The organism is Pseudoalteromonas sp. APC 3691, from assembly GCF_030408135.1.
GTDB lineage: Bacteria > Pseudomonadota > Gammaproteobacteria > Enterobacterales > Alteromonadaceae > Pseudoalteromonas.
In genome coordinates this window covers 68,234-92,129 of the sequence record NZ_JASDCB010000004.1, presented here as the reverse complement: position 1 = coordinate 92,129, position 23,896 = coordinate 68,234, and the positions used below count along the sequence as shown (strand labels likewise).

Here is a 23,896-nt window from a genome sequence, read left to right as displayed (position 1 = left end):
AGTTTGTAGTTATTGATCTCGTTAACCATTAGCTATATGATAATGTCTATCATTTACAATTACCTTTTTGGACTTCTTTGCTATGAAATTACTATTTAAACCAGCCAAAACTTTAGGTGCAAGCCTTTTACTAGCCTCGGCGTTTATGGCTCAACCAGTATTAGCTAACGGCCCTATTGGCGAGCATGTTAATCATCTTCAAGCTAACCTTAAAAGTTACGCAGAAGAAGTAGAATGGATGGTAGGCAAAGTTGATACCATGGTAAGCGACTACGATACTAAAGGCGCAAAATCTGTAAAAACTGATGATTTAATTGAATATTGGGAATCAGTTAAGTTTCACAGCGCAATAGAAACTAACTTTGTACCGGTATACGCTTCAATTTGGCAGGGTCTTTATGGCGTAAAAATGGCCATTGATAATAAGCAGCCTGCTGAGGAAGTTCGTAAACAACAAAAAGCGATGAACATAGCCTTGTGGCAAGGCCTTGGGGCTGTTAAGCTTGCTGCAAAATTCCAGCAAAAAGGCTTGTTAGACACTGTAAAAGCAACCGCTACAAAAGAAATGACACAAAGTGCCACAATTGATGAAATTAAGCACAAATTAGACCGTGTAGTAGCTAAATTTGCTGAGCGTTTACAAGACGAAGCAACTGAAATTGTTCACGATACTTATCTACACCTGTTTGAAGGCGTTGAAGGTACACTTATTGAGCAAGACGCTAACCTAGTTGAAGTGCTGGAAAAAGACTTTAACGTAACACTGCCACTAGCAATTAAAAACAGCAAAAGCGTAGATGAAGTACGCGATGTGATCAGTGATATGCAAACAAAATTAGACCGCGCTAAGGTTTTAATAGAAAAAGCCGAAAAAGCCCGTAAGGATGTATTTTAAGTGAAGCGTAGGACCTTTATTCAAGGCCTAGCTGCGTTAGGGGTGGTTGGCTCATTGCCTCTGCCTCTTTCTCGTGCGCTAGCCGCTGATATAGCAAACCCAGTTTCTGTTGATGATTTACCAAAGCTTAAAGGCGAGTTAACCCTTTATTTAGGCCGAGGCGAAGGTGGTTTGTATGAAAACGTATTGCAAGCAATCCAGAAAAAAAATCCAGACTTTAAACTCGGTATACGCCGAGGTCCTACTGCTGCTTTAGCAAATACGATTGTTGCAGAAGCTAAAGCCGGCGTTCGCCGCGCTGATTTATTTTGGGCGGTTGATTCAGGCGCAATTGGTTTAGTAACCGATGCAGGCCTTGCACAACCTATCCCAGGTGATTTATCTGCTCAGTTACAACCACAGTTTAGATATAAAGAGTGGGCACCTGTAACTGGCCGTATTCGTACATTGCCATATAACACGTCGCGTTTGACCAAAGATCAAATTCCAACAAGTATTATGGAAATTGCCGACAGCGATTTAAGTATTGGCTGGGCGCCCGCCTACGCTTCTTTTCAATCGTTTGTAACCGCAATGCGAATTTTAGAAGGCGACGACAAAACTGCTAAGTGGCTTAAAAAGATTAAAAAACGTGCTAAAACATACGCTGGTGAATTAGGTGTTGTTATGGGCGTTGAACGCGGTGAAGTTGATATTGGTTTTGCTAATCATTATTACACATTGCGTTTAAAATCAGGTAAACCTGATGCCAAGCTAGATTTAGCTTTTACACAAAATGATGCAGGCTGTTTAGTTAATGCATCGGGTGTATTAGCGCTTAACGACGATCCGCTTGCAACAAACTTTATGCGTTACTTACTGAGTAAAGAAGTACAAGGTTACTTAGCCAGTGAAGCGTACGAAATTCCGTTAGTAAATGGTATTATTCAACCTAAAGGTTTACCGTCACTTGCTAATATTTCCCCCCCTAAAGTAGATTTAACACAGCTAGCTGATTTACGCCCTACTATAGATTTGATGCGAAGCAGCGGCGTATTGTAATGAAAATACCGGCCTCTTACCCAATGGCGCTGCTTGCAGCGCTTGTTGCGCTTACCCCTGTTTATGTATTAATAGTGCTTGCAAGCGATGCAAGCTCAGTGTTTGACACCCACAATCTTCAAATTTTAGGAAACACGTTATCCTTAATGGGTTTAACGGTACTCGGATCTATTTTAATTGGTGTGCCACTTGCGTTTATTAGCGCGTATGTCCATTTACCATTTAAAAAGCTCTGGCTGGTTGTATTTGCAGCGCCGCTGGCAATTCCCAGTTATATTGGCGCCTTTACCCTCTATGCTGCTTTTGGCCCCGGTGGCGAAATAAACACCTTAACAGGAATAGAAACACCATCAATGTATGGCCTAACCGGCGCTGCCATTGTAATGACGCTTTATACCTTCCCATTTGTAATGATGACAACTCGCTCATCCTTACTAAGCCTTGACGCGAGCATGGTTAACGCAGCGCGTACGCTTGGAATGTCGATGACGCAAAGTATATTTAAAGTAATATTACCGCGCGTAGTTAACGGTATTGCAGCAGGCTCTTTGTTAGTCGCGCTTTATACGTTATCAGACTTTGGCACGCCCGCAATGATGCGCTTAGATACCTTTACCCGCGTAATTTACGTTGAATACAACGCCTTTGCGTTAGGGCGCGCTGCAATGCTTTCACTTCAACTGATGGTTATTGTCGGTTTTTTACTTTTAGTTGAATCACAAATAAAAACAGCGCCTGAGCGCAATGGTCGCCCGTTAATTTTATTTCCAAACAAATTACAGTTAAGTGCAATGTTTGTTACATTTGCACCTGTTTTGCTACTAGCTATTGGCTTACCTTTGGCTATATTTTCGCTTTGGTTAGCTCGTGATGGTTTTAGCTCATTTGATTTTAATATTGCGTGGAACTCTACGTATGCATCGGGTATTGCGGCAATTGTAGCTGTTATCGTTGCGATCCCCGTTGCACATGCCGCACTGAGTGGAAAAGCGGGTCGTATAATGGAGCGTGTTACTTACTTTGGTTTTGGTATTCCGGGCATAGTAATGGGCACAGCACTTGTTTACGGTGGTTTGCAGTTACCGTTTTTATATCAAACACTGGGATTGCTTATTATTGCTTATATGCTTCGATTTTTACCACTTGCTGTAGGCTCTGTTAGAACAAGCACTGAACACTTAGATCCAAGCTTAGTAAAGTCTGCGCGCGTATTAGGGGCAAGCCCACGTGAAGTATTTACTCGCATAACATTGCCTTTAACTATGCGCGGTATTATTGCCGGTGCAGCACTGGTGTTTTTAGAGTCAATGCGCGAACTAGAAGCCACGCTACTCCTTGGCCCAACAGGGTTTGAAACACTCTCTACCTATTTATGGCGTGTATACGAAGCGGGCTATTTTGGTCGCGCTGCTATTCCTGGGTTATTATTAGTAGTGATATCTGCCTGCGGGTTAGCTATTATGATGTCTGGCGAAAAACGCAACCAGTTTGAACATTAAGGATTTAAAGAATAATGCTATCTGTAAGTCAGTTGTCTATAGATTATGGCAGTAACCGCGTAGTAAGCGATTTAAACTTTTCGCTGGGTGAAAACGAAATCCTTATGCTTGTAGGGCCAACAGGTTGTGGTAAAAGTACAATTTTACAAGCCCTAGCTGGTCTTATACCAATTAGCGAGGGCGAAATAAACACGGGGAAATGGCGCGCTACTCCCAAATTAACACTACCTCCTGAAAAACGCAGTGTAGGTATGGTGTTTCAAGATTTTGCGTTATTTCCGCACTTAACGGTACAGCAAAACATTTGCTTTAGATTAAAAGATACAGCCCCTGCTGAGTATTGGATAAACCTACTTGGGTTGAGCGATTTTAGAGACAAAAAACCTGCAACGCTTTCTGGCGGACAAAAGCAGCGCGTTGCACTTGCGCGTACCCTTGCCCACCAACCTGACTTTGTATTACTTGATGAGCCGCTTTCAAACTTAGATGCCGCCCTTAAAGACATGCTTCGCTGGGATATTAGAAACGCACTTAAAGCCGCTGGCGTACCTGCTATTTGGGTAACACATGACCAAGAAGAGGCACTTTCTGTTGGCGATCGTGTTGGCGTTTTAAAAGGCGGTGAAATTCAACAAATTGATACGCCAGAGCGCTGCTTTAGTACCCCAAACAATCGCTTTGTGGCACGTTTTTTAGGTGAGGCGAGCTTTATTAGCGGCCAATTTAGCCAAGGACAAGCCACTACTTCAATTGGTAATGCTCCCGCTCATGGCGTTGACTGTGAAAGTGGCGACGTTGATGTACTACTTCGACCAGACGATGTATTACTTGTTCAAAGCAGTGTTGGCAATAACGGCGAAGTAATTTGGGTACGTTTTGAAGGTGGCAGCCGCTTGTGCGCTGTAAAACTTGCGTGCTCTACTGTTGTAACTAGTCGAGTAAGCCATGAAGTTGTGGTAAACCCTGGCGATGAAGTACATGTATCACTAAGTACATCCCACCCACTAGCGGTTTATAAACAAAAAGCTTAACTACTTTTTTACTTACATAAACCAAAAAGCCCATATATATGGGCTTTTTAATAGGTATTACTATGTATGTTACTAACTAAATTCGAAGCACTACCACTCGAACATGTAGGCCATTTTGCTTATAGTTTTAAGCGGGACATTATGCGAGTTACGCTTAGCATATAAGTGCTGCATTGATTTGTCTTTCACTTCACCCACTATTACTTCTTTTACTTGATAACCTAGAGCAACAGCAGCTTGAGAGTAAGCTATAAATTCCCACTTTTTAATATTGGTGTTATCTACAATTACCAATGGCATACCTTGAGCAAGTGCATTTATAAAGCGCGCTAAATTTAAATTATGAAATTGCGACAATTTAAATTTATCGAAATGATATTCGCCCTGCTCATTAATAAAGTAATCATCAGTTGAGCAGATTAGGTATTGGCTTTCGTCAACTCCACCTAATTCGTCAGCAAGGCTTTGCGCATAGTAAGACTTACCGCTTCCTGGTAGTCCTCGTAAAATAAAAACTTGTTTCATAGCATCGATTTTTTAAGTGTGAATAAATATTAATTTGATTTGTTTGTTAATAATGCCACAAAATCATTAAATTTAAGAGCAACAAATCATAATAGTGGCAATTAAACTCTAAAAACTGTTTAAAAATAAACCGCATGCATAAAAACTTTTAAAGAGTTGCCCACAATAGTTTTTTTATTCAACTTTACTAGGTAAGATACAGGGTTCAAGTGCAGCGCCGTTTATGTGCAATTTATGCCCGAGTGTTGCGCACAGTTAAAATAAAATAGTTAGGCAACTTATATCATTGGAGTGAAGATGAGCCATTTAGCGATTTCAGAGCTATTAAAAGGCAATGTTGCGGTAGACAGCCAAGTAACAATTAAGGGCTGGATCCGTACTCGCCGCGATTCAAAAGCAGGAATTTCATTTTTAGCCGTTCATGACGGTTCGTGTTTTGATCCTATTCAAGCGGTAGTTCCTAATTCACTGAATAATTATGATGAAGTTACTAGCTTAACAGCCGGTTGTTCTGTGTCGGTTACTGGTGTTTTAGTACAATCTGCTGGCCAAGGTCAATCTTACGAAATTCAAGCTAACACTGTGACTGTATTAGGTTGGGTAGAGAATCCAGATTCATACCCAATGTCGGCAAAGCGCCACAGCATTGAGTACTTACGTGAGCATGCTCACCTTCGCCCTCGTACAAACATGATTGGCGCAGTAACACGTGTACGTAACTGTTTAGCACAAGCTATTCACCGTTTTTACCACGAGCAAGGCTTTTACTGGATCAGCACGCCAATCATTACGGCAAGTGACTGTGAAGGCGCTGGCGAAATGTTCCGTGTATCAACGCTTGATATGCAAAACTTACCGCTTACAGATAAAGGCGAAGTTGATTACAGCGAAGATTTCTTCGGTAAAGAAGCATTCCTTACTGTATCTGGCCAATTAAACGGCGAAACTTACGCGTCTGCAATGTCAAAAATTTACACGTTTGGCCCAACATTCCGTGCAGAAAATTCAAATACATCTCGCCACCTTGCAGAATTTTGGATGGTAGAACCTGAAGTTGCGTTTGCTGATTTAGAAGACATCGCAAAACTTGCTGAAAACATGCTTAAGTATGTATTTAAAGCTGTACTTGAAGAGCGCCGTGATGACATGGAATTTTTTGCACAACGTGTAGAAAAAACCGCAATTACTCGCTTAGAAGAATTTGTAGATAAAGACTTCGCACAAGTTGATTACACAGACGCTGTAGAAATCCTTAAAACGTGTGGTAAAAAGTTTGAGTACGCTGTTGAATGGGGTGTTGATTTACAGTCTGAGCACGAACGTTACTTAGCTGAAGAACACTTTAAAGCACCGGTAGTTATTAAAAACTACCCGCGCGATATTAAAGCATTTTACATGCGCCAAAACGAAGACGGAAAAACCGTTGCTGCAATGGACGTAGTAGCACCAGGTATTGGTGAGATCATTGGTGGTTCACAACGTGAAGAACGCCTTGATGTACTTGATGCACGCCTAGAAGAAATGGGCTTAAACAAAGAAGATTACAGCTGGTACCGCGATTTACGTAAATACGGTAGCGTGCCGCATTCAGGCTTTGGTTTAGGCTTTGAACGCTTAGTTGCTTATGTAACAGGTATGGGCAACGTACGTGACGTTATTGCCTTCCCTCGTACTAAAGGCAGCGCAACTTACTAATACTAAGTTAGCCGTTTATAAATACTAAAAACCAGCCAATTGGCTGGTTTTTTTGTGTTTTTAATTTACCGTATAAAAAAGCCGCAGCACTCTAAGAGCACCACGGCTTTCAACCAGAATAAATTTTGCTTAATTAAGCGTTATAAAGCGCCTTCAAGCTGAGGTAGCACTTCAAATAAATCAGCGACTAGGCCGTAATCTGCTACTTGGAATATTGGCGCATCAGGATCTTTATTTATCGCGACGATTACTTTTGAGTCTTTCATGCCCGCTAAATGCTGAATAGCACCGCTGATACCTACTGCAATATATAAGTTAGGCGCTACAATTTTACCTGTTTGCCCTACTTGCATGTCGTTAGGTACAAAGCCTGCATCAACTGCTGCACGCGATGCGCCAATTGCTGCACCTAGTTTATCGGCAATACCATTAAGTAATGCAAAGTTTTCGCCGTTTTGCATACCGCGACCACCCGATATGACCACACTAGCAGCTGTAAGCTCAGGGCGTTCTGATTCTGTTTGCTCAACACTTACAAAGCTGCTTAATTGCGAATCTGATACTGTATCTACATTTGTTATAGCAACAGCTGATTGCTCACCTTGTAAATCAAAGCTACTGGCACGTACGGTAATTACTTTTTTACTGTCGAGTGATTTAACCGTGGCGATTGCATTACCTGCATAAATAGGTCGTTTAAATGTATCTGCGTCTACTACTGCGATAATTTCAGAAATTTGCGCAACATCTAAAAGCGCGGCAACACGTGGCATAAAGTTTTTGCCTGTTGTCGTTGCACTTGCAACAATGTGGCTGTAGTCATCGCTAAGCGATAAAACTAAATCGCTCATGCTCTCAGCTAACTGGTGTTCATAAACGCTATTATCGGCAACTAAAACATTATCTACGCCATTAATGCTAGCAACGTGTGAGCTCATTGCGCTTAAGTTGTTACCTGCAATAAGTACATCAACAGGAAAACCCATTTTTACTGCAGCGTTAATAGTTTTTGAGGTTTCTGGTTTTAAGGCACCGTTGTCGTGCTCTGCAATTACGAGTGTTTTCATTTAAATCACCTTTGCCTCTGTTTTTAATTTTTCTACAAGCTGTGCAACGTCTTCAACAATAATTCCTGCGGTACGTTTAGCTGGCTCTTCTACGCTTATTAATTGCATTCGCGGTGTTAAATCAACACCAAGCGAATCAGCTGCTATTACTTCAAGCGGCTTACGTTTGGCTTTCATAATATTTGGCAGTGATGCGTAACGAGGCTCGTTTAAGCGTAAATCGGTTGTAACAACAGCCGGTAAGTTAAGTGCTACCGTTTGCAGGCCCCCATCAACTTCGCGGGTCACGTTTACTTTGCCATTTTCAATAACAACCTTGGATGCAAATGTACCTTGGCCACGTTTAGTTAAAGCCGCTAGCATTTGACCTGTCTGGTTATTATCTGAATCGATTGACTGTTTACCTAAAATTACAAGTTCAGGAGATTCTTGCTCTACAATTTTAGCGAGTAGCTTTGCAATATGGAGTGACTCGAGCTTTTCATCGGTTTCGATGTGAATGGCTTTGTCGGCACCCAGTGCTAGTGCTGTGCGTAATTGTTCTTGTGATGCTTTTGGACCAATAGTAACAGCAACAACTTCGCTGGCGGTACCGGCTTCTTTAAGGCGAATTGCTTCTTCTATAGCAATCTCACAAAACGGGTTCATTGCCATTTTAACGTTGGTTAAATCAACGTCGCTGTTATCACTTTTAACGCGTGCTTTTACGTTGTAATCAATCACTCTTTTTATTGGTACGAGAACTTTCATAGGAACTCCATAATTATTTAAACCTACAAGGTAACGTGCACGTCAACCTATTTATTTTATGAAATTAGACTACTTCCTGTTGACGTAAACGTCAACCTAAAATAACCTTTAACTATTCACAGTCTGTAACGTTTAATTTGCAAGGTTATAAATAGGCTGTACACCTTATTTAAATGCGTAGTAAACATTCAAATAAGTCCGTCATAGATAAAGAGGTTATTATGGTCGAACGTGAAACCATGGAATTTGATGTAGTAATTGTTGGTGCAGGCCCTGCTGGGCTTTCAAGTGCAATTAAACTCGCGCAATTAGCACAAGAAAAACAACAAGAGTGCATGATTTGCGTAGTCGAAAAAGGTTCTGAAGTAGGTGCACATGTACTCTCTGGTGCTGTTTTTGAAACCAGAGCTTTGGATGAACTACTACCTAATTGGCATGAGCTTGGCGCACCGGTTACAACCAAAGTAACTAATGATGAAATTTATTGGTTTAATAACGAGCAAAAAGCGACACCAATCCCCCACTTTGCTACGCCTAAAACATTCCATAATGATGGTAACTACATTGTGTCTATGGGTAATGTATGTCGATGGCTTGCAGAGCAAGCTGAAAACTTAGGCGTAGAGATATTCCCAGGATTTAGTGCTCACTCTTTAATAATTGAAGATAAAGCAGTAAAAGGCATTATTACTGGCGATATGGGAGTCGACAAAGACGGTAATGAAAAAGACGGTTACATGCCAGGCATGGAGCTTCGTGCAAAATACACTATATTTGCAGAAGGCTGCCGAGGTCATTTAGGTAAGCAGCTAATTAATGAGTTTGCACTTGATGCAGATTCATCGCCACAACATTACGGTTTAGGCTTTAAAGAAATTTGGCAAATTGATGAAAGTAAGCATGAGCTTGGCAAAGTTGTTCATGGTACTGGTTGGCCACTTAGCGGCGATACTAATGGTGGTGCATTTATGTATCACACTGAAAACAATCAAGTTGTTGTTGGTTTAATTGTTGACTTAAATTACTCAAACCCACATTTAAGCCCGTTCGATGAGTTTCAGCGAATGAAGCACCATCCAGTATTTAAAAACGTACTTGAAGGCGCAGAACGCATTGCTTACGGTGCGCGTGCTATTGCTAAGGGCGGTTTACATTCATTACCAAAAATGCATTTTGCTGGTGGCTTAATTATAGGGTGCGATGCAGGCACACTTAATTTTGCAAAAATTAAAGGTAATCACACCGCAATGAAATCAGGAATGATTGCCGCTGAGGTTATTTTTGAAGCATTGCAAAATGAGTTGGCAAATACCGATTTAGCTAATTATCAAACTGCGTTTGAGCAATCGTGGGCATATAAAGAGTTATATCAATCTCGTAACTTTGGCCCTGCTATGCACAAATTAGGTAAGTTTGTAGGGGGTGCGTATAACACGCTTGATCAAAACATCTTTAATGGCGCTTTACCGTTTACGTTTAAAGATAATACGCCCGATCACTCTACCCTTGTAGATGCTAACGCCGCTGACAAAATAGCGTATCCAAAACCAGATGGGAAATTGAGCTTTGATAAACTTTCAAGTGTGTTTTTATCAAATACGAATCACGAAGAATCACAGCCTTGTCATTTAAAGCTCAAAGATCCGTCAATCCCTATTAACGTAAATCTATTGAAATTTGATGAGCCTGCACAGCGTTATTGCCCAGCAGGCGTTTACGAAGTGCAAGAAGTAGAAGGCAGTAAAGAGTTTGTTATAAACGCTCAAAACTGTGTGCATTGTAAAACCTGTGATATTAAAGACCCTAGTCAAAACATTACATGGGTAACACCTGAAGGCGCTGGTGGACCAAACTACCCGAATATGTAACTAAATTATGCGCTAGATACGTATTTAAGTACTATTTTTACATATAAATTATAAACATATCCTAAATTGCAGGGGCTTCGGCCCCTTTTTTACGTTATGCTAATAGTAGTTTTAATAAATATGAGTATTATCTATGCCGTCGTCAAAAGTTGTTTTTCGTTTTTTAGCAGAGCCTACCGATGTAAATTTCGGAGGTAAAGTTCATGGTGGGGCCGTCATGAAATGGATTGACCAAGCAGGCTATGCCTGTGCTGCTGGTTGGAGTGGTCATTACTGTGTAACGGTTTCGGTTGCAGGTGTTAAATTTAGACGCCCTATTCTAGTAGGCCAAATTGTAGAAGTAGAAGCTAAAATTGCCCATACGGGTAGAAGTAGCATGCAAATATTTATTCAAGTTAGATGTGGCGACCCAAAAACACAGAACATGGTAGAAACAAACCACTGTGTTATTAGTTTTATTGCTATGGACGAAACTGGCTATCCAATAGAAGTTCCTTCGTTTAAAGCCGTAACCGAAGAAGATATTAAATTAGAAAACTACGCTATAAAAATGAAAGAAATTGCGATAGAAACAGAAAACTTGCTTCATACAGTTTAGATACCAAAATAATCATTTAAGAATGTATCCTATAGGCATGTAAAAAACTCATAATGTTTTGTAAAACATACAACTTATATTTGAAAACAAAATCATCAAAAAGTTCATTTTGTTTATAAAACAATCTAAACGCCATAATAACTAATACAAAAGTAGCTATTATGGCGTTTTAATATCATTTTTAAAATTGGCATGTTCGCTGCAACTAGATAATTGTCGTTTGATAAGTTTAATCAAACATTTAAATTATTTTAAAGGAGCTATTCAATGATTAAAACACTTTCTCTTTCTGCACTTGCTTTAGCAACAATGGGTTTTAACTCTGCAGCACACGCTGACATTTCTGATTTCGATTCTCCACGTATCTACACAGGTATTGGTTACGGTCAATATTCTTTTGAATTTGAAGATAGCGATAACGACACTGATTTTGACGACGATGCACAAATGCTTAAAGGTTACGTTGGTGCACAATTTAATGAATACTTAAGCTTAGAGCTTGCATATCAAAACTTTGATGAAGTGAGTGATATCGACAGCAAAGCTGAAATTGATGGCGTATCGCTTGCCGCACGTTTGGGCTATCCTATCACTGAGAGCTTTTCTGTGTATGCAAAAGGCGGTTGGCTTGAATGGGATGCTGATTACACACAAGATTTACCAGTAGGCGGTGTAACAGCTTCTACAGATGGTGGTGATGCGTTTTATGGTGCGGGTATTGAATACGCACTTACAACAAATGTACAATTTCGTTTAGAGTACGAACGCTACAAACTTGATGACGATATTGATCCAGATATGGATGTAGCATCTGTATCAGTTCAGTACATGTTTTAATTAATATTTAACATGTATAAAAGGTAAGCCTAAGGGCTTACCTTTTTTGTTTCAGGCTCTTTTTAATTAATACACTCATATAAACCATTCAGTCTAATTAAAGATTTAAACCGAGCGGTTTATAAGTAATAAACTTTCTTACCTTAATGCGATAAAGACTAAATGCGGGTAGAATAGCGCTCTATTTTATTTGTACCCGAGTACTATGAGCGATTACACCATTTCGGCTATTGGCCACATTGAATCTCCTTATAAACAAAAGTTTGCTATACCTAGGCAACCGCGTTTAGTGCCCCAAGCTAAAGCAAAGCTTATTTTTGCACCTGATTTTAATCGCGAAGAATTTGTACGCGGGCTCGATGAATTTACTCATATTTGGTTGCTATTTCGTTTTCACGAAACAGCTGATAAAGGTTACTCTGCTATGGTACGCCCTCCACGATTAGGTGGTAATGAGCGAAAAGGCGTATTCGCTACCCGCGCTACATTTAGACCCAACGCGATTGGAATGAGCGCAGTAAAACTTGAAGGCATTGAATATAAAAACGGACAGCTTAGCTTATTACTTGCTGGGATTGATTTACTTGATGGCACACCAATCATTGATATAAAACCGTATTTGCCTTATTCAGACTCAATGCCCGATGCAAGCGCTGGCTTTGCTGACACGCGCCCTGAAACACAAATGACGGTTGAATTTAGCCCTCAGGCAATTGAGTTCGTTAATGCCCAATCACAATACCCAGACTTACATGATTTTATAGCCAATGTTTTAAAACAAGATCCTCGCCCTGCTTATAAAAAACAAAAAGAAGAAATGCAAAGCTACGGGATGACTCTCTATGACTTTAATATTCGCTGGCAGGTTAATGATGCACATAACTTAGTAACAAGCATAGAAAAAAACTAAATAACTCACTTAGCGCTTTAGTGTAAAAGCATCCGCTGGTAAACTTAAGCTCTATTAAAAGAATATAATTACTCTATTTCGGAAAAAACATGCGTACAAGCCAATATATACTCGCAACACTTAAAGAAACGCCATCAGATGCTGAAATTGTATCGCATCAGTTAATGCTTAGAGCCGGTATGATCCGTCGCGTCGCTTCGGGTTTATACACTTGGTTACCCTCTGGTTTACGCGTGCTACGTAAAGTAGAAAACATTGTACGTGAAGAAATGGACAAAGCTGGCGCCATTGAAATGCTAATGCCTGTTATTCAACCTGCTGATTTGTGGGAAGAGTCTGGTCGTTGGAATGAATTTGGTCCTGAGCTTATGCGCTTTACAGACCGTCATAACCGTACGTTTGCACTTGGCCCAACACACGAAGAAGTTATTACAGATTTTGTTCGTAAAGAAATAAGCAGCTACAAACAACTACCGGTTACTTTATACCAAGTACAAACTAAAGTACGCGACGAACGTCGTCCTCGCTTTGGGGTAATGCGTGCTCGTGAATTTACAATGAAAGATGCCTACTCTTTTCACTTAAGTGAAGAGTGTTTAGATGCAACTTATCAAGCAATGCACAAAGCATACTGTAACATTTTTGAGCGTTTAGGCCTTGATTACCGCCCTGTTATAGCCGATACAGGCTCTATTGGTGGTAGCGTATCGCATGAATTTCATGTACTTGCTGAATCGGGCGAAGATGCAATTGCATTTAGTGATGGCAGTGATTACGCCGCTAACATTGAAAAAGCAGAAGCACTGGCACCTATTGAAGCTCGCCCTGAAGCATCAAAAGAGCTTAAAGCGTTTCCAACACCTGACGCTAAAACTATTAACGAGCTTAAAAAACACTACGGTGTTAAGCCACATCGCGGTGTTAAAACGTTAATTGTTTATGGTACGCCTGATGAAAATGAAGTACGTGGTTTAGTTGCCTTAGTACTTCGTGGCGATCACGAATTAAATGAACTAAAAGCTGAAAAACACCCATTAGTAGACTCTCCGCTTGAAATGGCAACAGAGGCGGATATTGTTGCTGCTATTGGCGCAAAGCCTGGCTCATTAGGCCCTGTTGGCTTATCAATGCCTATTATTGTTGATAGAACAGCTAACATACTTGCTGATTTTGTTGCCGGTTCAAATAAAGACGACGAGCATTACAGCGGTATTAACTGGGATCGTGACGTAACTGATTACGACGTTGCTGATATTCGTAATATTGTTGAAGGTGATATGAGCCCATGTGGTGAAGGTACTTTGCAAATTAAACGCGGTATTGAAGTTGGGCATATTTTCCAACTTGGCACTAAATACTCAGAAGCCATGAAAGCCGGCGTGTTAAACGAAGGTGGTAAAAACCAAACCATGACTATGGGTTGTTACGGTATTGGTGTTTCACGTATTGTTGCCGCTGCTATTGAGCAGAACAACGATCAATACGGGATCATTTGGCCAAAATCAATCGCGCCATTCGATTTAGCAATTGTTCCAATGAACATGCACAAATCGCATCGTATTCCTGATATAGCAAATAACCTTTACCAAGGTTTAAAAGATGCAGGTCTTGATGTGTTATTTGATGATCGTAAAGAGCGCCCTGGCGTTATGTTTAATGACATGGAGCTAATTGGTGTGCCATTTACGCTAGTAATTGGTGAGCGTAACCTTGACGAGAATAAAGTTGAGCTTAAAAACCGCCGTACAGGTGAAAAGCTAATGATTGATATCGATACAGCAATTGATGCAATTAAAGCAGCCGTTAAAGGTTAATAACACCCACGCTTAGAACAGACTATAAGGCCGCATTTAAAATGCGGCCTTTTTTATGCGCAATTAATAGCAATGCGTAATGGTAGCTGATCATCAACTCACCTTTCCTAAGGCGCATTGATCTCGTGGATCGAAATTCGCTCAATCTAGGGACGATTTAATCGCAGCGCGAAGTTTGTAACCTAGTAGACTCGATAACTGCTCCTGCGTTATTCTACTGACTTACATCCATGTAAGAATAAGTAAAAGCCGAGCAAAGCTTCCGCGTCCTGCTTACGCCCCTTACCGACATCTATGTAGGCAACAAAGAGCTAATAGTCCCTATAAGAACTCAAAGGGCAGCGCATGTTTGGCATTTATACTGCGTTATCACCTATTTATGGGGAATAACCACGCTACATATGATCTTCCTTGCCTAAAAACAAACAGTCTGCTGTAAAATCAATCACGAAAGGTCAACACGCCCTAGCTCTATATAAATATTTTAATTGCATGACTTTGTATAAATTGTCATAGAGGCTTCGCTAAAGTGTCTCATAAGTGTCATTGGGTTTATCTACAGTGTTAATTATTACACTATGGATAACGGGCATGACAAACAATCAACAGCGTAAGAAACAACACTACCCTACTATTTGGATATCAGATGTTCATTTAGGTTACAAAGACTGTAAAGCCGATTATTTGCTCGATTTTTTAAACTCGGTAGAATCCGACACACTTTATTTAGTGGGTGATATTATTGATTTGTGGTCGATGAAAAGACAGTTTTATTGGCACCCTTCGCATTATCAAGTATTGAGCTGTATACAACAAAAAGCAGTTAACGGTACACGCGTCATTTATATACCCGGTAATCATGACGAAACGTTTAGGAACTATATAAATCAAACGTTATTTGGTATTGAAATCCACCAGCAGTTTATTCACACCACTAAAGCTAATAAACGTTTTTTACTCGTACACGGTGATGATTTTGATTCCGCGACACGCTATAACAAACTTATTAGTATCGCGGGCGATGCAGGATACGACTTTTTATTATTTTTAAACCGCTGGACCAATCGTATTCGAAAGCTATTTGGTGGTAATTACTACTCGCTTGCATCATGGATAAAAGCTCGCGTACACAAAGCACGTGAAGCAATTAAAGCCTTCGAAGATGCCGCAATTCATGAAGCTAAAAAGCAAAACGTAGACGGTATTATTTGTGGACACATTCATCATCCCAAAATAAAAGTAGGTGACGGAATTATGTATTGTAACGATGGAGATTGGATTGAGAGCTGTACAGCGCTGGTAGAGCAGCAAGATGGAAAGATAGAATTACTACATTGGTCAGATACTCAGTTTATACTCGATAGCGCAGACATAGCTATTCTTAACACGCCTTTAAATACGTCAACAAATACCAAACCAAAAAAATCAGCTGCTTAGCAGCTGATTTTCAAAACGATTAACTTAACCAAGTAATTAGCTTGTCTTTTAAAGTTTGTGGTTTAATTGGTTTAGTAATGTAGTCGTTCATTCCAGCAGCTAAACAACGCTCTCTATCACCTTCCATCGCACTCGCTGTCATAGCGATAATCGGTATGTGAGTATAATCTACCCCTGCCTTACTATTTCTAATTTCACTTGTGGTATCGTAGCCATTTAAATTGGGCATTTGGCAATCCATTAATATAACATCAAAAGCTTGCTCTTCGTTTTCTCTCAGTGCTTCTAAGGCTTCTATACCGTCTGACGCACAAGTGATTTTTACTTTAGTACGTTTTAATATTGCCTTAGCTACTTCAATGTTTATCATATTATCGTCAACTAATAATACATGATACGCAGATAGGTCAGGCTCTACTTGTTCCTCTTCCAAGCCTTTTGGTGGCGCTATAATACAGTCACTACTAGCACCAAATAAGCTGGTCAATTTATAGCTGAATTGATCTTGAGTGAGTGGTTTATTTAAAATATGGCAGCCTTCAGGTAATACCGTTTTGATTGGCTTATCTGTAACCATATCTCGTAAAATTAAAACATACTTTTTATTAAACTGTTTACAGTAATCAATTAACGCAACAATTTGAGGATGCTCATCATCAATTAATAATAAATCAGCTTCAAACTCTTTGTGCTCACTAAAGTAGTCAAGTCGTACAATGTTTTCTGCTTTTACTTTGCAGGTTAATAACAATAAGTCGCACACGTTTTTATAAACGTTATCGCGCGCTATTAATGCCGCTACGTTAATACTTGTAGCAAGCTCAATACCTGTGTTTAGTTTTTTCTCTTGTGCTACATGTAGCTCAACCGTTGCGGTAAAGGTACTACCCGCGCCCTTTTTACTTATAACCGTAATATTGCCACCCATTAACTGAGCAAGTTTTTTACATATAGATAAACCTAAGCCTGTACCACCAAAGTGGCGGGTCGTGCTTGAATCTTCTTGCGTAAATACTTCAAATAGTTTGTCTATGTTTTCAGGCGCTATACCAATTCCGGTATCTTTTATTGTAAAGCTCATTAATAATTTTGAGTCAGTTATGTACTTAGAACCGACAGTTAAACTTACTTCACCTCGGTGGGTAAATTTAAATGCATTATTAACTAAGTTAATTAAAATTTGTTTAAGTCGATGGCTGTCGCCAATAACCATTCTGTCTACTACATCTTTAGTATCTAAAAATACTTCAAGACCTTTGCGTTGGCCCTGTAAAGCTAAAGAGCTAATCATATCGCTACATACAGTAACAACATCAAATGTATGGTTATCAATATCAAGCTTACCTGCTTCAATTTTAGAAAAATCAAGAATATCGTTAATCAGATTCATCAATGAATTAGCACTGCTATTTGCTAGTTTTAAATAATGGTATTGTTGATCGGTCAAGCCATCTTCTTTGAGCATTTCAAGCATCCCTAGTACGCCATTCATTGGTGTGCGTATTTCGTGAGAGATATTTGCTACAAAGTCACTTTTTGCTTGGCTTGCTGCTAATGCTTGGTCAATTGCACGTTCTAGTTCAATGGTCCTTTGTGAAACCTTTAGCTCCAGAGTACTGTTTAACGCTTCGAGCTCTGATTGCGTATTTTTTAATGAGCTAATATTTCTTAAAATAGCCGCTACCTGATAACGGTTATTATATACGTCAAAAATACTGCTAAGCGTAATCGAAAAATATTGTTTGTTGCCATAACCATCTGTGTAGATAGCTTCAAACGGCATTTTTGAACCGTTTTTAATAGTCTCTTGTATACAATTAGTGTCTGCGTCGTTTAAATTAAACAGCGAGACAAAATCAGGATTAGTGCCTGAAATTGAACTACCAAAAACCTCTTTAGCGGTATTATTAAAGTGAACAATTTCGCCGTTTTGCTCAATTGTAAAAATAGCATCTAGAGAATTTTCTATTACTTTATTATTTTGCTCTTTTAGAGAATTAATTAACAGCTTACGGTTTATAAAACGTTGGTATAAAAAAGCAATAACTAAAAATACGCTAAAAAATACTACTAACATTGCAATAAAGTTTTGACGTCTCTCATTCACCTTTGCAAACAATGTTTTTGTATCAACACTTACACCAAGCTCTAAAGGGAGCATGGCTATATCACCCTCAAACGAAATTCGTTTTTTTAAAGTGTAAGCCACTGGATAATTACTTATTGGTAAAGTACCTTGCTCTGCCATTGTGCTTGCAGTGGAAAATTCTTCAGTCCATGTTTTAGTTTTATTAAATTCAAAACTGAATCGAAGTTGAGGGTTTGGATGATATAAAAATTCACCTTCATTATTCATAAGGTAAATCTGCGTCCCTTGTGGAGATTCAACTGTTAAATCTTCAAGTAATTTATCCGCAAAGTAATTAGTAACTAATATTGCAAATATTTTATTATTTTCATCGAAAACAGGCTTAGCAACACGAAAAGTGCTTATATAAGGTTCTTGTATCTGTCCATTTTCACGGTTGTAGTTAATTGGAGAAATATAAACACTTTTCTTATCAAGCATGCTTGCTTTAATTATGTAATCGCGTTGGCCTTTTTTTTGTAATTGCAGACCTTGCAGTCGATTAATCTCTCCAAGTTGATTTCGGTCAACTCTAACAATCTCTTGCCCACCATCTTCGAGCATAATATAACGAGCTTGCAAAATACTGTCATCGGTCTGCATAAAACCAGTAAAAATACTTGCTAAGCGCTCTTGCCAAACATCTATTGGCGTACCAAGAACAGGATCAATTAGTTTATTTTCTTTAGCGCGGGTAATGCCTTGTATTGGTGGTGTAGCATCTAAAAAACGAATGGCGGTAACACTGTCTTTAAGATGTTTTTTTAATGAATAGCTCTTTGTTTCAAGTTCACGCTTTAATTCTATTTGAGCTGAATTATAAACATCACTTCTTACTTTTTGATCGAACAAATACAGAGATGGTAAAGCTATAAGAACAAATATTATTGTTGCAACGAGCATTAATTTATTATTTTTTGTCACGTTCAAAAAAATATTCTTTTTTAACATTTACCTTCACCATAAGTTTTTATTGTTATTAGTATAGAGTATTAAAGAGAGAATTGGACCCTCTAACTAATCAGTTATCGTTATAATTTTTATAATAAAAAGACTAAATCATTAGTTTTATTTAGAGCACAACCCTTATGTGAATTTTAAATGAATGGGTTAAAAAATATTGGCTTACAAAATTAATAAATGGGCTATTTTAACTATTAATCGCTTCAAAGTATAAAAGGTAGCAATTGCTACCTTTTATATATTCTTAAAACCTTTATGTACATTATCTAAATAGCACATCTTCTCTGTTAAACCACTTAACACAAAATGCCAATATCCCAGCAGCAATGATTGCAGTGGCTAAAAATATTAAGCCTACAAATGTGTAATCAACAGTCCCTTTTACTATTTCTTTAATTGCTAATGCTACGTTTGTAACAGGAATGAATGCTGTTTTAGCAGTGAGTTCCATATTTGGCATTATTGAAATAATAATCGGGAAAAATACGCCCATACTAAGTGGTGCCATATAATTCTGCGCTTCTTTAAACGTGCGAGCATAGATAGATATAGCCAGAGCTAAGGCCGAAAATATAGCTGCAACAGGTAATAATAGTACAAATATCATTAGTAAATCGGTAACTGCTAATGTACTAAACGCGGCTTTAATAAAATCAAGATCGGCAAATGCGAGCGCCAATGCTATCCAGCACCCCATACTTAAGACGGTTATGGTTGTGGAGGCAATGGATGTAGTTAACAAGGTTATAAATTTACCAAGCACCAGCTCTGTACGCGTAATAGGTGTAAGTAGGAGTGTTTCTAGTGTGCCGCGTTCTTTTTCGCCAGCGCCTAAATCAATAGCGGGATAAGTTGCCCCCATCAATACTAATGGAATAAGTAGGTAAGGTAAAAAACCGCCAATTTTTTCGCCAAGGTTTTCACGTTTATCGGCGGTATCTACTTTTATGACTTCAATTGGATTAAGAATAGATTTTTGAACAGACTCTTCAATACCAAAACTGATTAGCTTTTGAGTTTGCAGCACGTCACTGTATTCTTTTGCGAGCTCTTTAACGCGTTCGAATAAAAAGTTGATAGATTTTGAATCGTTAAAGACAACCTGCCACTGGCTTTGTTTTCCATCGTCCAATGTTTGCACAGCATGACTTGGTAAATAAATACCCATATCAATATCGCCAGCGATTACACCTGCTTTAAGCTCTTCAATGTTATTAAAGGTTTTAGTACCTTTATAAAGCTCAAAACTTTTGTGATAAAACACTTTGTCAGTAAATTCTTGTGCGTATTCACCGTTAATAATAGCGTATGTATTTACTTTTTGTTCTGCGTCCATTGCAGCTTGCGAGCTTATAAATGCCATTACGGCAAACAATAACGGAAATATAGCAACAGGGAGCGCGACTACAAATAATAGCGTTTTTTTATCGCGTAATAACTCTCTTAATTCCTTTTTAAATACCTCAAACATCATGTTTCTCCGTTAATATATTCATAAACGCTTGGTTAAGCTCATCACTATTACCTGCTTGTTTAAACTCTTCTACTGTTCCGTCAAAACAGCTAATACCTTCGTTAATTACAGCGACACGGTCACATAAAAGTGCAACTTCATCTAGATGATGGGTTGAGAAAATAACAGGCGTCCCTTGCGCTTTTAAACCTTTGATAAATTTAATAACGGTTTGTGTTGTCATTATATCAAGGCCCGTTGTTGGCTCATCAAGTACCACAACTGCTGGGCGATGAACAACTGCACGCGCTATATTTGCTTTTTGCTTCATACCTGTTGATAGGTTTTCAGCACGTTTATCAATAAACTTATGCATATCAAGTAATGTAAATAGCTCATCACAACGCGATGCAATATCGCTTTTGCTCATGCCGTGTAATTTTGCAAAATACTCTATGTTTTCTTTTACCGTTAAGCGACCATACAACCCGGTAGAGCCTGATAAAAAACCGATAGACTTACGCCCTAATAACGGTTTTTTTACAATGTCGTTTCCAGCAATTGTTATTGAACCTTCATCTGGCTTTAATGCGGTTGAAATCATTCTAAGTGTTGTTGTTTTACCTGCGCCATTGGGTCCTAGTAATCCAAGTACCTCACCCTTCGCGCAGCTAAAGTTTACGTCTCGTACTGAATGAAAATAGTCTTTATCTTCACGGGGGTCGATGTCGTCTATTTTATTTTTTTTGTGATCTTTAGTTAGCTTAAATTTCTTTTTAAGCCCAGCAACTTCTATCATGTTCGTATCCTTCGTTTCGCTCTAAAATAATCTGTATTGTTATAAAAAGAGTCGTCTTTATTTTCATCATGCCAACCAGGCACGCCTAATAATGGCAGTGGCGAAAGCTGTTTGTTATCGGCTAAGCAGTTATCTATTTTAATCATCTCATAAAGGGCTTGGTCTAGGTACTGGTATTGAGTTACTAAATCTTTACAAAATGTTTCATCTGGTACACAAACAAACAATGCTTTACCCGTTAAACCTATATAAGGTTTGGTGAGCATTTCATAATTAGCATGGCCAAACATAAACGCTTTAATGCTTTTTCCCCATTCACTTTTATGCTCAACAAACGCTTTTTTCCATTGGTGATCGCGAAGCAATTCTTGCCATTTAGTATCGCTTATTGCCAATACCACACCACATTCGTCAAAGAGCGTTAATGCATTACGATGTTTGGTACGCTTTTGCAAACCATGTTCAGCTATATCTTGCACATGACGCTGGTTAATAAGCGCTTTGGTTTTAGGAAATAAACACCAAATAAAGCCACCAAACAAGTCATGCCAATTCTCACTGCGTGTAGGTACAACACCCGTTTCAAAAATAACTTGTTCGTAATAACGATCGCCAAAATCTACCTTTGCATCATCTTCAAAAGTAATAGGAATATTATTCGCATTAATAGCGGTTAAAAATGGAGAAAACCACTGTGGAGCCGGCCAATCAGTTAGTTCGTTAACTTTAAATAGCTCACGTAAGTGCGAAAATGCACCGGTTTCTAAACTACTGATTTGCCACTGCTCGGGGGGAGTAAAACGCTTCATTTAAACCTTTAACAATTTATGCCTATAATTTACGAGAAGTTTACCGCAAAAACTGGTTCTACTTAATAGAAGTTAATATACTAATCACAACTTAAAACAAAAAAAGAGCTGACATGAAACATTATTTCTCTCTCACACTCCTCGCTACTGCTGTTTTAGCAGGTTGCGCAACAACAAGTATTACACCTACTGATGTAACAAATGGTTATAACAGTATTCAAGCTGATGAATTGGCTAAACATGTAAAAGTACTCGCATCAGACGAATTTGGTGGTCGTGCTCCTTCATCACCTGGCGAAAAGCTAACGCTTGATTATTTAACTGCGCAGTTTAAAGCCCTAGGTTTAGAGCCAGGTAATGGCGACAGCTACTTACAAGAAGTTCCACTTGTGTCGCTTGAGGCTGATGCAAACATGGTATTAAGTATTGGTGGTAAAGACTATCAATACAAAAAAGACATGGTTATGGGTAGCAGCCGCATAAGCGCACAAGAAGGCATAGAAAATTCTGAACTTGTATTTGTGGGCTACGGCGTTAACGCACCTGAATACAATTGGAATGATTACGAAGGATTAGACGTTAAAGGCAAAACGGTTGTAATGCTGGTTAACGATCCAGGTTTTGCAACAAAAGACCCTACTTTATTTACTGGCGACGCGATGACCTATTATGGTCGTTGGACATACAAATACGAAGAAGCGAGTCGACAAGGTGCCGCTGGTGCAATTATTATTCATGAAACAGCACCTGCTTCTTACCCGTGGTCGGTTGTTGAAAACTCGTGGAGCGGCGAGCAGTTTGGTTTTCAAAAAGAAAACAACAACGTGGACCGTGTAGCCGTTGAAGGCTGGGTTACAACTGACGTAGCAAAAGAGCTCTTTACTAAAGCAGGTTTAGATTTTGATACCGTTAAAACAAATGCTGCTAAAGGTGCTTACCATGTTGATATGGGCGATTTAACTGCTTCTGTTAATGTTAAAAATACGATTAAAAAATCAGTGTCGTATAACTTTATTGCCACTTTACCTGGTAGTGAAAAACCAGATGAGCATGTTATTTACTCGGCTCATTGGGATCACTTAGGTACAGATAAAACACGTAAAGGCGATCAAATTTATAACGGTGCTCACGACAATGCAACGGGTACCGCTGGGCTAATTGAAGTAGCTGAAGCGTTTACTAAATTACCAAAGCACCCTAGCCGCTCAATGACATTTTTAGCGGTAACTGCTGAAGAGCAAGGCTTATTAGGTTCTAAATACTATGCGGCAAATCCAGTGATTGCAGCGGATAAAACAGTCGCTAACATAAACATGGATAGCTTAAATTTATTAGGCAAAGTAAAAGACATGAATGTGGTTGGTATAGGGAAATCACAAATGGATGAGTTTTTAGAAACTGCAGCTAAAGAGCAAGGCAGAACAATATCAGGCGATCCTAAACCGTCATCTGGTGGCTATTACCGCTCTGATCACTTTGCATTTGCAAACATGGGCATTCCGGCCATGTACGCAGGTGGCGGCACCGTGGCTGCTGATGAAGAAACGGCTAATTACCGTAAACGTATGAGCTTAGTACTTCGCGGTTGTTACCATCAACCATGTGACCGTTACCGTGATGAATGGGATTTATCGGGTGCTGTTCAAGACTTACAATTATTTTATAAGGTAGGTTTTGATATTTCTGAAACAGAACAGTGGCCAACCTGGAATACAAACTCTGAATTTCAGCGTAAGTAGTTCTATTTAATCACAGCCTAATATTTAAGTTTAAACTA

The 23,896-nt window shown here is 39.1% G+C and carries 19 protein-coding genes; 12 read left to right on the top strand and 7 right to left on the bottom strand.

The window, feature by feature from the left end; translation table 11 throughout:
* Positions 1–82 precede the first annotated feature (82 nt).
* The 4 genes from QL998_RS02475 to QL998_RS02460 are packed head-to-tail and all read left to right on the top strand — an operon-like array spanning position 83 to position 4,466.
* Positions 83–895, top strand: a complete 813-nt coding sequence (locus QL998_RS02475) for a hypothetical protein (RefSeq protein WP_024589225.1) — start codon at positions 83–85, stop codon at positions 893–895.
* Positions 896–1,936 carry an extracellular solute-binding protein gene (locus QL998_RS02470; RefSeq protein WP_290192084.1) on the top strand — a complete coding sequence of 347 codons (1,041 nt, stop codon included), beginning with the start codon at positions 896–898 and terminating at the stop codon, positions 1,934–1,936.
* Complete coding sequence (locus QL998_RS02465) at positions 1,936–3,435, top strand: iron ABC transporter permease (RefSeq protein WP_182196391.1); 1,500 nt, start codon at positions 1,936–1,938, stop codon at positions 3,433–3,435. Before QL998_RS02470 ends, QL998_RS02465 begins: the two co-directional genes overlap by 1 nt.
* A gap of 14 nt (positions 3,436–3,449) precedes the next feature.
* Positions 3,450–4,466, top strand: a complete 1,017-nt coding sequence (locus QL998_RS02460) for an ABC transporter ATP-binding protein (protein WP_290192083.1) — start codon at positions 3,450–3,452, stop codon at positions 4,464–4,466.
* Positions 4,467–4,556: 90 nt separating this feature from the next.
* Here the strand turns inward: QL998_RS02460 and QL998_RS02455 are convergent, their stop codons facing one another.
* Positions 4,557–4,991 carry an ATP-binding protein gene (locus QL998_RS02455; RefSeq protein ID WP_024599550.1) on the bottom strand — a complete coding sequence of 145 codons (435 nt, stop codon included), beginning with the start codon at positions 4,989–4,991 and terminating at the stop codon, positions 4,557–4,559.
* Between the two features lie 297 nt (positions 4,992–5,288).
* On the opposite strand from QL998_RS02455, the gene asnS reads away from it, so the two are divergent.
* Positions 5,289–6,686, top strand: a complete 1,398-nt coding sequence (asnS, locus tag QL998_RS02450) for an asparagine--tRNA ligase (protein WP_007586801.1) — start codon at positions 5,289–5,291, stop codon at positions 6,684–6,686.
* Positions 6,687–6,826: 140 nt separating this feature from the next.
* On the opposite strand, the gene QL998_RS02445 is transcribed toward asnS, so the two are convergent.
* Both QL998_RS02445 and QL998_RS02440 read right to left on the bottom strand, forming a co-directional pair.
* Positions 6,827–7,753 carry an FAD-binding protein gene (locus QL998_RS02445; protein ID WP_290192082.1) on the bottom strand — a complete coding sequence of 309 codons (927 nt, stop codon included), beginning with the start codon at positions 7,751–7,753 and terminating at the stop codon, positions 6,827–6,829.
* Positions 7,754–8,503, bottom strand: a complete 750-nt coding sequence (locus tag QL998_RS02440; RefSeq protein WP_170070850.1) for an electron transfer flavoprotein subunit beta/FixA family protein — start codon at positions 8,501–8,503, stop codon at positions 7,754–7,756.
* A gap of 221 nt (positions 8,504–8,724) precedes the next feature.
* On the opposite strand from QL998_RS02440, the gene QL998_RS02435 reads away from it, so the two are divergent.
* The 6 genes from QL998_RS02435 to QL998_RS02410 all read left to right on the top strand — a co-directional run bounded on the left by QL998_RS02435 (position 8,725) and on the right by QL998_RS02410 (position 15,967).
* Complete coding sequence (locus QL998_RS02435) at positions 8,725–10,371, top strand: electron transfer flavoprotein-ubiquinone oxidoreductase (protein ID WP_290192081.1); 1,647 nt, start codon at positions 8,725–8,727, stop codon at positions 10,369–10,371.
* A gap of 133 nt (positions 10,372–10,504) precedes the next feature.
* The gene (locus QL998_RS02430; protein WP_007586808.1) at positions 10,505–10,969 is read left to right on the top strand and encodes an acyl-CoA thioesterase; all 465 of its coding nucleotides are present in this window, start codon (positions 10,505–10,507) and stop codon (positions 10,967–10,969) included.
* A 267-nt stretch (positions 10,970–11,236) separates the two neighbouring features.
* The gene (locus tag QL998_RS02425) at positions 11,237–11,806 is read left to right on the top strand and encodes an outer membrane beta-barrel protein (RefSeq protein WP_024599554.1); all 570 of its coding nucleotides are present in this window, start codon (positions 11,237–11,239) and stop codon (positions 11,804–11,806) included.
* A gap of 205 nt (positions 11,807–12,011) precedes the next feature.
* Entirely contained in the window at positions 12,012–12,716 is a 705-nt protein-coding gene (gene tsaA / locus QL998_RS02420) for a tRNA (N6-threonylcarbamoyladenosine(37)-N6)-methyltransferase TrmO (RefSeq protein WP_121953993.1), read from the top strand.
* Between the two features lie 89 nt (positions 12,717–12,805).
* Complete coding sequence (locus QL998_RS02415; RefSeq protein ID WP_290192080.1) at positions 12,806–14,530, top strand: proline--tRNA ligase; 1,725 nt, start codon at positions 12,806–12,808, stop codon at positions 14,528–14,530.
* A gap of 591 nt (positions 14,531–15,121) precedes the next feature.
* Complete coding sequence (locus tag QL998_RS02410) at positions 15,122–15,967, top strand: UDP-2,3-diacylglucosamine diphosphatase (protein WP_290192079.1); 846 nt, start codon at positions 15,122–15,124, stop codon at positions 15,965–15,967.
* A gap of 19 nt (positions 15,968–15,986) precedes the next feature.
* On the opposite strand, the gene QL998_RS02405 is transcribed toward QL998_RS02410, so the two are convergent.
* The 4 genes from QL998_RS02405 to QL998_RS02390 all read right to left on the bottom strand — a co-directional run bounded on the left by QL998_RS02405 (position 15,987) and on the right by QL998_RS02390 (position 22,119).
* On the bottom strand, positions 15,987–19,046 hold the full coding sequence (locus QL998_RS02405) for an ATP-binding protein (protein WP_290192078.1): 3,060 nt from the start codon (positions 19,044–19,046) through the stop codon (positions 15,987–15,989).
* Between the two features lie 274 nt (positions 19,047–19,320).
* Positions 19,321–20,529 (bottom strand): ABC transporter permease, encoded by a 1,209-nt coding sequence (locus tag QL998_RS02400; protein ID WP_290192100.1) that lies wholly within the window; start codon positions 20,527–20,529, stop codon positions 19,321–19,323.
* Positions 20,522–21,310: an ATP-binding cassette domain-containing protein gene (locus QL998_RS02395; RefSeq protein ID WP_290192077.1), complete on the bottom strand. Its 789-nt coding sequence runs from the start codon at positions 21,308–21,310 to the stop codon at positions 20,522–20,524. Before QL998_RS02395 ends, QL998_RS02400 begins: the two co-directional genes overlap by 8 nt.
* On the bottom strand, positions 21,307–22,119 hold the full coding sequence (locus tag QL998_RS02390; protein WP_170070844.1) for a DUF3025 domain-containing protein: 813 nt from the start codon (positions 22,117–22,119) through the stop codon (positions 21,307–21,309). Before QL998_RS02390 ends, QL998_RS02395 begins: the two co-directional genes overlap by 4 nt.
* A gap of 113 nt (positions 22,120–22,232) precedes the next feature.
* Here QL998_RS02390 and QL998_RS02385 point away from each other — a divergent pair, with 113 nt between their 5' ends.
* The gene (locus QL998_RS02385; RefSeq protein WP_290192076.1) at positions 22,233–23,858 is read left to right on the top strand and encodes a M28 family metallopeptidase; all 1,626 of its coding nucleotides are present in this window, start codon (positions 22,233–22,235) and stop codon (positions 23,856–23,858) included.
* The last annotated feature ends 38 nt before the right edge of the window (positions 23,859–23,896 follow it).